At 60.1% G+C, this 15,425-nt stretch carries 14 protein-coding genes; 3 read left to right on the top strand and 11 right to left on the bottom strand.

All coding sequences use genetic code 11. The annotated features are described in order from the left end of the window. Positions 1 to 28 precede the first annotated feature (28 nt). Positions 29 to 2,641, top strand: coding sequence for a TonB-dependent receptor plug domain-containing protein (locus H8S47_RS06840; RefSeq protein WP_214654981.1), 2,613 nt, complete (start codon positions 29 to 31; stop codon positions 2,639 to 2,641). A gap of 347 nt (positions 2,642 to 2,988) precedes the next feature. Here H8S47_RS06840 and H8S47_RS06835 read toward each other — a convergent pair whose 3' ends face one another. Next, positions 2,989 to 3,423: a pyridoxamine 5'-phosphate oxidase family protein gene (locus H8S47_RS06835; RefSeq protein ID WP_056418705.1), complete on the bottom strand. Its 435-nt coding sequence runs from the start codon at positions 3,421 to 3,423 to the stop codon at positions 2,989 to 2,991. A gap of 184 nt (positions 3,424 to 3,607) precedes the next feature. Further along, a complete protein-coding gene (locus tag H8S47_RS06830; RefSeq protein WP_187503158.1) occupies positions 3,608 to 4,105 on the bottom strand; it encodes a hypothetical protein in 498 nt (165 codons plus the stop codon). Between the two features lie 115 nt (positions 4,106 to 4,220). On the opposite strand from H8S47_RS06830, the gene H8S47_RS06825 reads away from it, so the two are divergent. Further along, positions 4,221 to 4,364 (top strand): hypothetical protein, encoded by a 144-nt coding sequence (locus H8S47_RS06825; protein WP_187503157.1) that lies wholly within the window; start codon positions 4,221 to 4,223, stop codon positions 4,362 to 4,364. A 119-nt stretch (positions 4,365 to 4,483) separates the two neighbouring features. Here H8S47_RS06825 and H8S47_RS06820 read toward each other — a convergent pair whose 3' ends face one another. From H8S47_RS06820 to H8S47_RS06810, 3 genes are all read right to left on the bottom strand, one after another. Then, the gene (locus H8S47_RS06820) at positions 4,484 to 5,281 is read right to left on the bottom strand and encodes an SHOCT domain-containing protein (protein WP_056418710.1); all 798 of its coding nucleotides are present in this window, start codon (positions 5,279 to 5,281) and stop codon (positions 4,484 to 4,486) included. Further along, positions 5,278 to 6,195: a DUF3617 domain-containing protein gene (locus H8S47_RS06815; RefSeq protein WP_398457787.1), complete on the bottom strand. Its 918-nt coding sequence runs from the start codon at positions 6,193 to 6,195 to the stop codon at positions 5,278 to 5,280. Before H8S47_RS06815 ends, H8S47_RS06820 begins: the two co-directional genes overlap by 4 nt. A gap of 173 nt (positions 6,196 to 6,368) precedes the next feature. Beyond that, entirely contained in the window at positions 6,369 to 7,679 is a 1,311-nt protein-coding gene (locus H8S47_RS06810) for a cation:proton antiporter (protein WP_187503155.1), read from the bottom strand. A 410-nt stretch (positions 7,680 to 8,089) separates the two neighbouring features. Here H8S47_RS06810 and H8S47_RS06805 point away from each other — a divergent pair, with 410 nt between their 5' ends. Then, the gene (locus H8S47_RS06805; protein WP_328805448.1) at positions 8,090 to 8,743 is read left to right on the top strand and encodes an HPP family protein; all 654 of its coding nucleotides are present in this window, start codon (positions 8,090 to 8,092) and stop codon (positions 8,741 to 8,743) included. A 676-nt stretch (positions 8,744 to 9,419) separates the two neighbouring features. Here H8S47_RS06805 and H8S47_RS06800 read toward each other — a convergent pair. The 6 genes from H8S47_RS06800 to H8S47_RS06775 form a co-directional block, all read right to left on the bottom strand. Further along, a complete protein-coding gene (locus tag H8S47_RS06800) occupies positions 9,420 to 10,166 on the bottom strand; it encodes a hypothetical protein (protein WP_056418717.1) in 747 nt (248 codons plus the stop codon). Between the two features lie 43 nt (positions 10,167 to 10,209). Further along, on the bottom strand, positions 10,210 to 10,929 hold the full coding sequence (locus tag H8S47_RS06795) for a hypothetical protein (protein WP_187503154.1): 720 nt from the start codon (positions 10,927 to 10,929) through the stop codon (positions 10,210 to 10,212). Between the two features lie 516 nt (positions 10,930 to 11,445). Continuing rightward, positions 11,446 to 12,858 carry a sensor domain-containing diguanylate cyclase gene (locus tag H8S47_RS06790; RefSeq protein ID WP_187503153.1) on the bottom strand — a complete coding sequence of 471 codons (1,413 nt, stop codon included), beginning with the start codon at positions 12,856 to 12,858 and terminating at the stop codon, positions 11,446 to 11,448. A gap of 787 nt (positions 12,859 to 13,645) precedes the next feature. After that, the gene (locus H8S47_RS06785) at positions 13,646 to 14,287 is read right to left on the bottom strand and encodes a TorF family putative porin (protein WP_235516971.1); all 642 of its coding nucleotides are present in this window, start codon (positions 14,285 to 14,287) and stop codon (positions 13,646 to 13,648) included. A gap of 98 nt (positions 14,288 to 14,385) precedes the next feature. Then, entirely contained in the window at positions 14,386 to 14,835 is a 450-nt protein-coding gene (locus H8S47_RS06780) for a hypothetical protein (RefSeq protein ID WP_055876914.1), read from the bottom strand. A gap of 92 nt (positions 14,836 to 14,927) precedes the next feature. Beyond that, entirely contained in the window at positions 14,928 to 15,080 is a 153-nt protein-coding gene (locus H8S47_RS06775) for a DUF465 domain-containing protein (RefSeq protein WP_321163344.1), read from the bottom strand. Positions 15,081 to 15,425 lie beyond the last annotated feature (345 nt).

The following is a 15,425-nucleotide window of genomic DNA, read 5'->3' as shown; positions in this document are numbered from 1 at the left end:
ATAGAATAACATCACTTAAGGGGTCTACATGCGTTCATTTGCGATAGCGCTTGCCGCCACAGCTGCGATGCCGATGCCTGCGTTGGCGCAGGAGGTCGTTCGGGAAGCCGACGCAGTCGAAGACAATGATGAGGCCCGGGAGATCGTCGTTACGGGCAGTCGTTTTGGCGGCCGCACGACAACGCAATCGTCGACGCCAGTGGACGCCATATCGCGTGAGGCGCTGCAACAGAGTGGGCGTGTCGATCTCATCCAGATGCTGAAGGTTCAGGTGCCGAGCTTCAGCGCCCCGCGACCGCTGGCATCAGGTGTCGGCGATTTCATCCAGCCACCTTCCCTGCGCGGACTAGGGGCCGGCGAACTGCTCGTGCTGATCAATGGCAAACGTCGCCACACCACGGCCGACCTCAATTCGAGCAACGGCATCGGTCGCGGCGACGTCGCGGTTGATTTCAATGCCATTCCGACCCTTGCCATGTCGAGAATTGAAGTGCTGCGCGATGGTGCTGCCGCCCAATACGGCTCGGACGCGATCTCGGGGGTGATCAACATGATCCTCGACCGCTCGCTCGGCACCATCGCGCAGGCGGGCTATGTGCAGACTACGAAGGGCGACGGCGACATCTACGAGGCAAGTGCCTCCACAGGCATCCCGCTCGGAGCGAACGGCGTCCTGCGCCTGACCGCGGCTTACCAACACCGGGATGGCACCAATCGTGCGCGGGCGGATACGCGGCAGCAGTATTTCGGAACGAACGCCGCTGGTCGGCCAGTCGCGCCCTCTGGCAACTATGGCTCCGGTGTTGGACTGACACCATCGAACGGGACGCTCGACCCGCGGGAAGCCGGGTTCGACCGGAACGTATTCCAGCAGGGCGACCAGCCAAACCGAAATTACCAGCTCTTCTACAACCTCGTCGCGCCCCTGCCAGGGGGCACCGAACTCTACAGCTTCGGTGGCTACAATCGCCTTGATGGCGACATCCAGTATTTTTTCCGCCGTCCTGGACAGGACGAGACGGTACGCGCGCTCTACCCGGACGGTTACAGCCCAGGCCTCGACACCAGGCTGGAGAACATTTCCACCGCGATCGGTTTGCGTGGAGATGATCTGGCAGGGTTCGGTTGGGACCTGTCGACCGTCTATGGCGTCAGCACCGTCCGCACGACTTACGTCGACAGCGTCAACGTGTCCTTGGGGGCTGCCTCCCCGTCGCGCTTTTACCGCGGCGGTAGCGACTTCTATCAATGGACCTCGAACCTCGATTTCACGCGAGAGATCCCGGTCGGTGACGATCAGCCGGTAAGACTGGCGTTCGGCACCGAGTATCGCGAGGAAGCCTACCGTCTTTTCTCGGGGGCGCCCGATGGTTATCGCAATGGCGGGGTATTGATCCCGGATGGCCCTAATGCCGGTCGTCCGGGGCCGATTGGTTCGCAACCTGGACCAAGCAACGGGCCCGATGATCGTGCGTCGATCGCTCGCGATAGCGTCGCGCTGTATGGCGAAGTGGAAAAGCGGTTTTTCGGCTGGCTGCTGTTATCAGGTGCGGCCAGGCACGAACGTTATTCCGACTTCGGCAGTACCACGAATTTCAAGGCTGCCGGGCGGCTCAGTCTGTTCGGCGGGCTTGCGCTGCGAGGCTCTTACAACACCGGCTTTCGCGCGCCTGCGCTGGCACAGTCCGGCTATAACGCATCGAATACGCTGATCCTCAACGGCGCCCAGGCGATCGTACGAGTGGCGGCAGTCGACAATCCTGCAGCGCGGCTGGCAGGCGCGACTGACCTGAAACCTGAACAGTCACGCAACGTATCTATCGGTACCGTCTTCGAGGCCGGCGGTTTCACGGCGACGCTCGATGCCTACCGGATCAAGGTGCGTGACCGCATCGCCATCTCATCGACCTTCCAGGACGCCCGCCTAACGAACTATCTGGCCGCCAATAGGCAGTCTGGCTTCGCTGCGTTGTCGTTCCTGACCAACGCGGTCGACACGGAGACAAAGGGCATCGATCTGGTCATGAACTACCGACATCGTTTCGGAGACGGAAGCCGGATCACGGCCACGCTTGCGGGCAATTACAACAAAACGACGTTCGACAGGATCGCGGGCACCCCGGCGCCGATCGCGGCACTGGGCATCACCACGCCGCTCTTTGACCTCACCCAGCAACTTCGCTTTTCGGACAGCCTACCGCGCGACAAGATCACACTGGATCTGAACTATGCGCGGGGACCGTTTACGTTGTCGCTCACCAACACCCGGTATGGGCGCGTCGCGACGGTAGCGTTGCTTAATCGTACGCCGGCCCAAGTCGCAGCATTGGTTCAGGGCTATGACGTTCGCTTGGTTCCCTCGACGGGTAGTGCGGCGAACTCAGACATCGTCCAGCGCTTTGGTGCCAAGATTCTGACGGATATCGACGTCGGCTGGCAGGCAACCCGTGCGTTTAGGCTGAGCGTGGGAGCGCAGAACGTCTTTGACATTTATCCGGACGAAAATATCGCCTCAACGGTCTCTAGCGTTGCGGTCGGGAGCAATGGCGCCGACAATGCTGGCACCCAGCCTTACAACGCCGTTTCCCCCTTCGGATTTAACGGTCGATCAGTGTTCATGCGCGGCAGTTATAGCTTTTAGGACGCCGTGATTGCGGGCGGAATGTTGATCGTAGCGATAGTTGAAAGGTCCTGCTGCGTCGCTTCCCACGAAGGCGGCGCTGGCTCAGACTGGAGTCTCCCGCCCTTCGCACTGTCTGAACGACGAAGCCAGTTTGAGGGCACCTATGTGGAAAACCCAGTCGCAATCACTATTGTGCGACAAACAGGTGTTTTGCGACACTTGGGCGGGTCGCATGTAGCGCTGACAAGCCGCGCCGATCAGCATCGACGGTTACACAGCAATCGGCTGTCCTGCTGTCGCGAAAGTTAGGACTTCCGCGAGAATGCCGCGGAAGTCCTATGTGATACGGGCTTTAGGTGACTTGCTTAGATTGTGATCTCGCCCTCATCGCTACCATCCCAGTAGCGGATCGCCTTTGCATCGACACGGATCATTACGATACCGGGTGTGTCGATGCCCTCGGGAAAGTACCGATCGAGATCCTTGGTCCAGTGATCGGCGAACGCGCCTTTGTCCTCGATCAGCGCAGCGGCGCCTTCGACAGTTACAAACAGCGGGGGACCGCCGAGCATACCGACGGCACCGGTATAGCTAAGCGTGACGTGCGGATCGGCACGCAGGTCAGTAATCTTTCGCGAGTTTTGGTAGGCGAAAAAGTAGCTGTCGCCTTGGTATTCTACATCGCCGTTGTTGCTCATCGGGCGGGCTGTCAGGGTGCCATTGGGTGAGCGAGTGGCCATCATCGTGAAGTCCAACTTTGCCATCTTCTTTGACAGGTCGTGTAGGCTGAGGTCCGACATCGTGTTGCTCCTTCAAAGTGGGGCCATGAAAGTTTGCCCAAGCGGTTGCAACGAACATGGTGGCATAACGGTCGCGTGCGGCAATACGACTATCGGTACAATCGGGAACAGTTTTTGGAAAATGGACAGGTGAGACAGAGGCCCCTCCCCAGTTCTGCCGAGCCACCTCTGTTCGCAGTAGTTGCTAAGAACCACTGCTCACGACTGCAGATAACGATCCGTCCGGATTGCGCCCCTCACGAATTAGTACAGCATCCTGTTGCACTTGCCGGATATCTTGCGGACTGCCTTCTCTAGCCGGCGGAAGCGCAACCTCGGCAATTCCCCCGACGTTAGCCGAACCATGGAGCGCACCTGCTATCTCACGATCAAATTCGCCTGCTTCGATAGCGGCCCGCATGTTCACTAGGTAGTCGGCAAAGCGGTCAGCGGGAATGAAGTTCGTCGTTTGACCACCGATCGTCAGTGTCGCCCCATTTCGCGTCATGGGCGTGAAGGCAACATGCTCGCCGTCACGGACGAACCATAGTCCTGAATGAACACCGTCGGTCGCCCATGCCTTTTCGGCCAGATGTAAGTCCTGCAAAACCTCGTCACGGTCGGAAATTGGGTCAGCAGATGGCGACGAGACGACATCCTTCAAAGCAGACTTGGCCGCGTTAACAATGTTTTCTAGTGCCATTTCACTTCTCCAATACGGCTCCGGGACGTTATGAACGCAACGGTCTAATTTGCAGATTGGGCGCAGGTTCACTGAATCAAATCGCCAGCGCCCCGCGTGGTCGGGCGTGCGGCTGATGTCGCCGGGCGCGCTCAGCAACGTCCATGTGCTGCGGCTCGACTTCGACGGGCAGCTCGCCACCAATGACATCAAGGAAAGCGACTACGCTGAGTTCGCCACCGATGGCAAAACGCTCAAAGAGAATAACCTGAAGCCGTAAACAGACGAGCATGCCGCCGTCGTGACATCGTCTAACGACGGCGGAGACCCGCGTGGTTGTTCATGGTCGCCGCTTCCTGCTTGCCCAAACAGTCAGCGACGAGAACTTGCGCTAGGAATTCATTGTCGCGGCATGGTCAGGGCGGCTTCGTTTTTGACAATCATACGCCGCCACAGTGGCAGGATGGGGATCCCCGCCTGATACCCAACCGTTCGCCAGCGGCCGTTCCGCTGCACCTGCAACGATGTCCAAAACGGCGACGTATCGCGGTAGGCCGTTCGCACCAGCAATCGGCCTGATCCAGCTATCAAGGCTTCAAGCCCTTCCGCGAGGTCAGCCGGCAAGCCGATTTCCGGATTTCCAGGGGCCGCCCCATCAAGCGCCCACCCATCGCCCCAGCAATGGATCGAGCCCTTCTCGAGCGCCAGCGTGACCGCGAAGGAAAGCCCCGGCTGCACGGGGAGGGTGCAGACGACCTCGAAAGACACGTCGTCCGGCCATTGCAGATCAAGATGATGTCGCTGCGCCAGATCGACAAAGGCGGCGCGGGCGGCTGGGTGATAACTCGCCCATGTCCAACCGCTATCTGCCAAGGCCCGCGCTGATCCCAGCGCATGTGGGTCTGTCGATCCGACCGGCCAGGCCAGCACCCGTGCCTTGCCCTGCTCGAACTGGTCGTCAGAGATAAGACCTCGCTCCCGCAGTTCCTGTAGTTCGCGAATTTCGCTAGCGAGTGACCGGATCGGTGTCGGTGTAACGACCGCCTTTCGCGATGGCAGACACAGGAGCAGCGCGACGGCAATGGGGCCGGTGAGCGCGCCTAGGATCGTCCACAGGATCACAGAACGATCCCTCACAGTGGCAATCACGCCGCTCAGGATCGTACTGACGAACATGGACAGAATAAGTCCGTTCATATGCCGATTCCCTTCACGGCGAGGGCGCGCGCAGACAGCGGCACGGCTCCAGGCAGCAAAGCTAGCACATGGGCGGCCAGCGGCACGGCACCGAGATTGGCCGTGAAGTTCAGCAGCGATCCGTAGAAGGTGAAGTCAAGATTGACGGTGCCCCTGCCCTGCCGGACATCGACACATTCGATTTCGGCATAACGACGTTTCCGCTGGCGAGCGACGCGGAAACGAATGCCGTCAGGTTCGATCACGAACAGCGGTTTGGCATTGTTCGACGCGACCGCATACCACCACGGCAGACCGCGGACTCCGGTGAAGGTCGCAAGCACGGGTATCGTTGCCGCGCCTGCCCCGTCGACAGTGATGTTAGCAACCACGGCTCGTTCGTAGGCGCGACGTCCCAGCCGCGACGACAGCCAGGCCATCCCGCGGTACGTCGCATATGCCAGTCCGACGAACGCCATCCCCTGGAGGACGAAGACCAGCGCAAACCCCAGGGCTGTCCACGTGGTTTCAGGTACTTTTTCTTCGTCGGACACCGCTTCGCGGTCGTCCCCCTGGCATGGCCCCAGATAGCGGCTTGTCGTGTCGAAGGACTGAGCCAACTCCGCCTGCATGCCTGCCCGTGCCACCAAGGTTTCGGTGGAAAGCCGATACTGGCGGGCCAGATCACCTGATAGCTCCCGTTGTATGATCAGCAGCATACCGGGTTGGCCACTTTCACATTCCACCCTGGAAACGATCCCGGCAGTTGTTTTCCTGACTTTGGCGGCAGTGCAGTTCGCAGGCCATAAACTGAGCGAGTGCAACGGTGCATCGGCAGCGACGCAGCATCGGACTGGTGCAACTTGCGCAGCACCGGCGATGCTGACCCGGGTCTCCCATAATCCAGCCCGCTGCCCCTGGCCGACCGCGGGCATGAAGATCAGAACACCCGGTAGCAGCTTGAGCCACCGCATGATTGAGCCGGGACAGCTTATAATTAGCATCGTCTGTTGTGGCGTATGAACAATCGAAGGTCCGATTTGAATCGCAGCAGCTCGCTGGTTGGCGGGTGGCGCTGCCCTAACTCATATGTACTTCACGCGAGATGTCAGGCGAGGCCTTTGGCAGGGGCGGCTACTATGTCCTCGTTATCGTCTGCCTCATTAAGCTGGCCAAGCTCGCCAGACGCCCGCGCTTTTCTACCATACACAAGCTCGAACAGGGGCGATGCCATCAGCGTCGTCACGATGGCCATGACGACCAGCATCGAGAACAGCGCAGGACCGATGATGCCCTTTTGCAGACCAATGTTGATGATGATGAGCTCCATCAACCCGCGTGCATTCATCAGCGTGCCGACCGCCATGGCGGTCGCATTGTCCTGACCCGTGACACGGGCTGCCGCCCAGCATGCCAACCCTTTGGCCGCAACCGAACCCACTAGAATCACGGTAGCGATGGCAGCCAGGTTGAGGCTGTTGACCATTGTGAGTTGCGTGTTGAGCCCTGAGAAGGCGAAGAACATCGGCACGAGCAGCGCTGTGGTAAACGGTTCAACCTGCTTTCTAATCTCACGGGTCAGCAGCCCACGCGGCATTGCCACACCGAGCAGAAAGCCTCCGAACACCGAGTGCAGTCCGGCAGCGTCCATAGCCCAAGCGCTCAACCCAAACAGCATGACCACGACGGCCAGGATTTGCGGGGTGACCTTACCTTCACGCTCCGCCCAACGGGCAAGTGGCGCCAGCAGCTTTGGACCCAGGACAATCATGAACGCGGCAAACAGACCGCCGCCAACGATGGCCTTGATGGCGACCTCCGGACCTCCGCCAAAGCTCGCCAGGACGATCGCGAGCACCGTCCACGCACCGGCATCGTCGATTGCACCGGCAGACAGTGCCAGCGAACCGAGCGGCGTCTTCGTCAGCCCGCGTTCCTGAATGATGCGCGCGAGCACGGGAAACGCGGTGATCGAGATACAGGCACCCATGAAAAGCGTCGCCTGGACGCTGGTTATGCCTTTGCCGAAGAGATCGAGGTTGAGGAGCCACGGCGTGAGCGCCACGGCAACGAGGAAAGGCGCGGCCATGCCAGACACTGAAACAGCAACCGCGCTCCTTGCGTTCAATCGGAAATGGTCGGTGCGGAAGCCAAGGCCGACGAGAAACATGTAGAGCCCGACGCCGAGCTGGGCACAGACATACAGCACCGGCTTTGCATCCTTGGGGAAGATCATCGCCTGGACGTCGGGCGCAAGCAGCCCGAGCAGCGACGGCCCCAGGATGACGCCGGCGATCATCTCCCCGATGACTTGCGGTTGATCGAAGAAGCGCTTCATGATCCAGCCCATCGCACGGCATGCGGCGACGATGACGAAGACCTGCAAAAAGAATGCTACGCTCAGCTCAGATAGAGCCATATGTCCCCCCCATGCGCCAGCCAGCCGATCGATTGTCGATTGTGTCCGCGGTGCCGCTACCTACCGCGGAAGAAGACGCAAATCGGGGCCGATTTCAAGCCGGATGCATTGCAGATGGTACATGCACTCAAGCATTCCTGATGATCGCTCCAGGTTCTGTTGCCCAAGCGCCACAGGGTAGTCGTTCTAATGTCACGCCTTCAGCGTGGACCGCGATCATGTCCCCATGGCACAGGGATCGGTAGAACGTTGCAGGGTCCGGTTCGGCGTAAGCTCAGTTCGTAAGGAGGCTCAGTCGCGTGCCTGCCATATCCGACACACCGAGCTTGGCAATTCTGCTAACAATTGAGCAGTTGTAGTTGATGTGGTTACCGCGGTTTGGTCTCCATCGTTGTAGGTAATCTGAGAATATGAGACGGCCATTTTTCCCCATGATGCTTGCTGGTGCAACCCTGCGTGACCGCCTTTTTGCGTGTATTGGGGGGGTAATCGGGGTCGCACTGACGAGCCTCGTGTGCGCTATGGCGCTGCACGGATCTGGGCCGCTCCCGTTGCTGGTGGCGCCGATCGGCGCTTCTGCAGTGCTAATTTTTGCCGTCCCGGCGAGCCCATTGGCACAACCTTGGTCGGTGGTCGGCGGTAACATCATATCGGCGCTGGTCGGCGTAACAGCGGCCCGCTTCGTACCCATACCGTATCTGGCGGCAGGGGTTGCTGTGGGCGGGGCAATTCTGGTCATGTCGCTCCTACGCTGCCTTCATCCCCCCGGCGGGGCTGCTGCGTTGACAGCAGTGATCGGTGGGCCTTCAGTGCTGGAAGCTGGTTACGCTTTCCCTCTCGTTCCGGTCGGCGTTAATTCACTGATCCTAATCTTGGCTGGCATCGCGTTCCACCGGGTTTCGGGCCATTCCTACCCGCACCGCGCAGTCCCGGTAGTAGGTCACAAGCTTGCTGCATCCGAGTTAAGCATCCCGCACCCCCTAGACATCGACCTTGCGCTCGGATCTCGGAGAAACCTTCGATGTGAGCCGGGAAGACCTCGACCTGCTGTTCCGGCGTGTTGAGTTCCACGCGGCCAGTCGGGCGGCAAGCGGAATTCTCGACAGGCGCCCACGAACTTGACTTTGAATTCATATTTGTAATGCAAACGGGAGTTTTTTAGATTATAGAATCTATTAATATCCTTCTTGCGCTATTTATAGCGTTGCTTTGCGATTTGCTCTGGCGATCGGAAGCGAGAGCGGGAAAAATATTGTTAACATCGCTTACAATGGCAATACTGACCGCCACAATTTGGATTGCTCAGGTCGGTTTAGTCCAAGAAGCGGATCCTATATTTTCTTGGGTTGCCATTTTGTCAGCAACGCTTCTGCTAAAGTGGCTTCACACCATTATTCGAGAAGTAGACGGAAAATGACGCTATTGCTCTGTCTAAAGAGAGTTTAGGATACCAGAGGATTCGGGATACTAGTCAGGGTTGCTCTTGGGCGTTCGCCCGAGTTTGGCGACAGGAATAGTTCGGGGTATCTTCGTTAGTTTCTCGGCCGTCCGACAGCGGTAAAAGTCTTCGACGTATCGGCGCGCCGTGTTTTAGATGGCAACTCCCGTCGACTAGACGGTCGGAATGATGCATTCCGTGGATGCGGGTTTTCGGCGATTGGGAGGTCTGCGCAATCCGAAGGCATCCTGCCAGGTCGCACTGAAATTACGGTACTCCCGGCTGCGCCTTCCGCAAGACGATCACCGTGGCGGGCGAGCCTCACCTTCTTCGGCCATCCGCCGGATATCCGCGCCTGCCTTGCGCATGGTATCCTCGGCGCCACGTGCCGCATCTAGAAAATCTTCCTGCGACGCCACGGCGTAATTGCACCCGACCAGGAGCATTTTCGGATCCGTCGATGGCGGCACCTTCGCAGACTTCGCGGCCGGATCGCCGCCGAAGGCATCGACTAACATTTTCGCCATCGCATCAACGGTCGGCGCGAACCCGCCGATCATCGGCCCGGTTTCGGGATCGACAAAGCGGTAATATTGTTCCGTGATCGCGATCGGCGCCCGCGTCATCTTCTGGGCAGCAATCACCCGCTCGGCGCTTGCGCGGGGTAGCAGCGCAACGACCCAGTCGCTCATGAAATAGACGTGGTCGACCGGCTCCTCGAACACCGAGACGTTGCCCTCGACTGCGAAGCCATACAACCCGATCATGCCGTCGAGCGCCTTAGGAAGTTTACTCGGGCGCATCCACGCTGGCGGGCGATACTGCAGGAAAAGCAACTCGGCGAAGGTTCCGAGCGCGTCGCGCGACTGGCAGGACAGGACCTGCGTTAGCGATGCCGGCGTCGGCAGCACCTCATGCTCGGATTGGGCCACGGCTGGCGATGCCGCCAACGCGCTGGCAACCGCGACGGCGACCATCGCTCGCACCGGAAACCGCCTCAGGGTGAAGCGCGTCGGCGACGTGGTCGCGCGGTGGTGACGATGATCCATGTTCGCGGTACTACCCCGCCAGTACGCAGGATCAACTCCAGCGTTACGCATGCCGCTCGTACCGGCCTTTATCCGTGCCGTTCAGCAGCAGCGCACCATGGTCAATCAGCAACCGCAATTGCCGGAAGGCCGGTTCTGCGGCAGCGCCGGGTCCGGTTCCGGCCTCCAGCAGGACCGCGTCGCCATCGACCCGCCACTTGCCCTCCGCCGCCTGATCCGCGGCGCCGTAGCTCATGAACCAGACAAAGCTTTGATCTGGACGTAGCAGCAGTTCCGATCCCGTCTCCATCACACCTAACAGGTGGTAATGACCGGTAAGACTGCGACTGGCGCCGGATGCAACCGCTGATGCATCCGGCGCGTAGCGTGCATTGCACCGCAGTTCTCGCATATCCATCGACGACATGTACAGGAACGACGTCATCGGATCGCCGGCGTCGACGTTCTTGTGGACGTAACGTGGGCCGCCACTGAGCAGGAAGGTCATGAAGCCGCCGTCGTCAGTTTCGAACGCGGTGATCGCTCCTCGATCATGCGGTGCCTGATACGTCTTCGCTACCAAGTCGAAGCTGTAGCTTTCCTTGGCCTCGCCTTCGCGTCGCTTGCAGGTCTTCGCTTCCGCGCAAGCCCAGGTTGTTACCGCCGTACACTGCAGACCCACGGGCGACCATATCGTGGCAGATGCCGCGGCGGTGGCTAGCAATCCCATCGCCGCCACCGCCGGTCCAACTCGCTTCAACACGATCCATTCTCCGGTCGACACTCCGGCTCGCTGCACACGGTAAGGGCACCGTCCAGCGCGGGCGAACAGGTCCTACCATGATCTTTACTGATGCACAGGCGGATCCATTCGCGACCTGTCACAACGGTCGTGAGCGAGCCGCAAACCAGCCGGTAAAAGCTGAGATTGCGACAGCCGGCACAGCGAGGACGCAGCACATTGCCAGGCCGATTACCCAGAGCGAGATAGTCCCAGCGTTGAGCCATATCACAGGAAGCTGGGCAAACGTCAGGATAACTCCTGCCATCCACCCCCTCGTCTTGAACGCTGCCCCTGCTAGCGCAGCTAGGCCCAACGAGGACGGGTACCAGAGACGCCAGTAGGCGTCGGCATCCCAGGGTTCCGCCGCGCCTGTCACCCAGCAGACGAAAAGCCAGTACAGGACACCGGATACCAGCAAGACGGGGATCTTCATCAGTCCGGTGCTCGTCGGCTCATTGTCACATGCAAAATGCCTGAATCCTATTCTCGCCAACCAGGTGCCGGGGTCAAAGCAGATTATCGCGGCTCACCAACCAAACTTTGGATATGGGCGCTGTTGCCTGCAATAGCGCCCGTGCCTCGCTGCATCCGCTTCGCGCGGTACAGAGCCTCGTCTGCCTCTTTAAGCAACGAAGCCCGATCGACATAACTTGCGCCATAGACACAGGCTCCGATCGTCGCAGACACCGTTATAACGCTACGGTCGTCAGGCACGGCGTAGCGTAGGTCTGCGAGCAATCGCGCGATGTCTTGGACGAGTTCTTCGTGCGTACGCCGTCCGCGTAGGATCAGCACGAACTCGTCCCCGCCCAGTCGGGCGATGGAGTGATCGCCCAGATACTGTACTGCTTGCAGCTTGGCGGCCATCACCTGCAAAACCTTGTCCCCTGTCGCATGGCCAAGCCGGTCGTTGACCTCCTTGAACCGATCCAGATCGATGATTGCGATAGCAAGCGGTGCGCCTTCCCGGGCGCGATCGAGCGCAGCTTCCAATTCTTCGTTAAAAGCGCGTCGGCTTGGTATGCCCGTCAGTTCGTCGGTTCGAGCTACCGCAACCAGGCGGCGCTCGAATTGGTACCGGTCCGTGATGTCCTGGATCACTCCCATGACGGCGACACGCTTACCGGCGCGCTCATCGATCTCACCCAATGTGCGCACGCGACGGGGCCGCCCCTGCGCATCTGTGAAGTTCAGCTCCAGATCCCATGCAGTCCCTTGCCGCACACAGCGGTCTAGCGCTGCTTCCAACTTGGCACGATCGTCTTCGGGGTAGAACTGCATAGCTAGGGCAAGCTGCGCTTGCGAGCCCGGTGCCAGGCCGTGGATCGCGTAGGTCTGATCGGACCAGTGTATCCGTCCGCCTTCAAGCTCGAGGCGCCACGACCCGATCCTTGCCATGCGTTCGGCGTGCTGGAGCAGTCTGTGCGTGCGGGCCATGTCACCGAGGGCCTCCTGGCGATCAAGCGCCAGCTGTAGGTTCTCTTTGCTGGTCCGGCGCGCCTCAAGCAGCGCTTCGACGACCCGCGCCATACCGGCGAGTATCTCCAGCTTTTCGCGGGTCGGATCCTGCGGTTTGTCGTCAGCCACGCACAAGGTGCCGATCGGCAGCGCGGCACCTCCTCCTGGTGGTGTCACTCGCAACGGCACGCCTGCATAGAAACGCACAAAGGGTGTTTCCACCACCATAGGATTGGTTGCAAAGCGCGGGTCTTCGCGCGTGTCCGCAATGACGAGCAGATCGTCGGCAGCGATCGTATGGGTGCAAAAAGACACATCTCGTGGTGTCTCGCTAGCCTCAAGGCCGCACGCTGCCTTGAACCACTGCCGGTCCGCGTCAACTAACGAAACGAAAGCGAACTTGCAGCCAAAGAGGTGCCGCGCCCCTACAGCGATGGCGTCGAACTCGGCTTCAGGGGGAGTGTCGAGCATATCGAGAGCACGAAGCGCGTCCAGCCGCGCTACCTCGTCGACTATGCCGGTTAGGTTTACCATGGGGCACGGTAGCATAAGTGAGGTTGGCATCGGGTTAACGGCATGTACAGGGTCGGTACATCGCCGCGACTCGCTAATGGCATGGCGGCGACTGAGAGACGCTGGAGCGCTCCCGCTTGATAGGAGCATAAACGTGTCCAACTCGAGCGATCTGAGCACTCTTGTTCGTAACGAAGCGCGCGCGCGGGAACAGGCCGAAGCCAGTAACGACGTTTCAGCTCGCATCGCTCATCTGGCTCGTGCTGCCGGGTACGCCAAAATGATCAAGGCTTTGAAGCCATGATGGACGGCGAAACAACCGCTCAGCGCCTCGAACGTCTAATAACGGTTATCGGTCAGGCTTTGGCGGTCGCGGATGCTGGTGACCAACCGTTGGTAGGCGCGCATCTTCATAAATGCCTTCGAACGGCAATCGCGTTGCGTGCTATTCCCGATAGTTTGTCACGGCCTTTTTAATAGCAATCAGCCCGATATCGTGAAGGCGGCAGCAAACAAGTTCGCTCGCCAGCAAAACTTACCATCCGCGACTTCTAATCCCGCAAACGAACGATGATCGAGACGGATAGGGCGTTCTCGGACTCGATCCCGGTCGATACGATCAGGAGCGCGACGTCAGGCTATTTTTCAACCGCACCGGCCGTTTGTTTAACATATACAGACGGTTCTGCCGAGGCAGATCGTATACACATCAGCGTTAATGGGCACTCACTGACCGCGGTAATCGTCAGAACGAAACCTGTACGCGCCCTACGATTCTGTCTCCGGCGTTGCGTTGATCGGCAAACCTGCTGGCAGTGGCGGTGCGGGAGACGTCAGTCCCAATATAATCGACGCCGATCGTCAGACGGTCACGACGATGCTCGAGACCCAGCCGCCAGTTGATGTAACTGCCGCCCGGACGAAGACGCTGCACCCGACTGGGGTCGCGGACGCTGCCGGACGAGTGGCCGACTTCGGCCAGCATCGTCAGCGGCGTACCAGGAATACCGGCATTGGCGTTCGCATAGACATACACGTTGCTGCCACCGATCGCGCGCTGCGACGGCGCGCCGATCACGCCGGCCGTGGCGTAGAGCGGACCATAGGCATAGCTTGCCGATACGCCGGCCTCGACATAGTCCATGCGGCCCCGCGCGCCCGCGAATGCGTGGCCGGTGGCGTCGGTACGGATACGCACCGCACCCAGATCCCAGTCGGTTCCCACCGAAAGGTCGACGACCGCATCGGCGCCACCGTGTCGCACGCTGTTCCGAAGCGTTACCACGCGCGCCGATGCATCGAGCCGGCCGCGCGAGACGCGAATATCGCCCGCTAGCGCGGCACGTCCCTCACTCCAGCTCAGCCCGCGCCGTTCCTCTTCGCTCATCATTTCCAAGGTTACCGACCCGACATCTTGTGCAAACGCGGGCGTGATCAGGCCGCAACTTGCGGCACCGAGCACGCCCGCCAATCGAACGCGCCGGATCATCCTGCGCGCTGCGGACCGTGGATCCGGTCGAGCTCGACGCGCAGCATCTGCTCGTCTTCCTGCGCCAGCTTTACCAGATGCTGCTGCATGTCCGCGGACTTCGTCGCGACCTCCTTCTTGATCGCGCCATGGCTCGCAACGCACCAGCCGGGCCGGGTGCCGGAAATCACCGGTTCGCTGTCGATGCTGCGCACCAGCCTGGTACCCGACGCCGCGACCGCGTGCCGTGCCACTGACATGCTCGCCGCCCAGTCGCAGCGTAGCGACGACGGTCTTCCGCCGGGTGCAACCGCGCCCACCTGCTTGTGCGTGATGACAACGTCACCGCGATATTTGACGGCGACCGGACCGCTGCGGTGATCCACCTGGTTCTGATGATCGACAGTCATGCCGAGGGCCGCCCCGGTAGCAGCAAGCACCAAGCCGGCGGTTAGAAAATAGGCCATATTCGTTCTCCTTTTGCCATCCCGATCCATTCTGATCGGTGAAGCCAATCCTTACGGACGATGATTCTACAACGATGGTTCAGCGTGTCGGTTCAGCTGAACTGCGGCCGCAAGGCGCGTGCGTGCAGGCGGTCCTTCACGTCGAGACGCAACCGCTTCAGCCGAAATAGCCGCAAGGTATCGGGCATGCGTCGCTTCATCTCGACGCGGATCTGCTCATCCAGCCGGGCATGCAACTGGGTCAACTTGTGAGAAAATATAGGCAAAGCCGCTCTCCAACCAACGATTGAACGATCGGATCAGTCGCGATGAAAGGAGGCAAACAGGCCAGGCCTAGACATCGAGATAACCCGATGCGGTCCGACATCACGTTCGTCCTGAGACGACCGCCAGAGGGGCCCGGCCCGCTCCCTCAAGCTAGGGTTTAGCCGGTCAAGGTCAATAGGAGAGCAAATGGATTTGCACGAGTTGACATTAGGACACGGGTCCCCGATGTTACTGGCATGTACGCTCCTGCGACACATAAGCGTTTCCGCGACCACGCCGGCCAACTCGCCGCACGCGCTTAGCCCGAGCTCGCGGCCACTGCC

Source organism: Sphingomonas albertensis, assembly GCF_014358075.1.
Lineage (GTDB): Bacteria > Pseudomonadota > Alphaproteobacteria > Sphingomonadales > Sphingomonadaceae > Sphingomonas > Sphingomonas albertensis.
The sequence above is the reverse complement of the archived record's forward strand: the minus strand, read 5'-3'. Positions and strand labels throughout refer to the sequence as shown.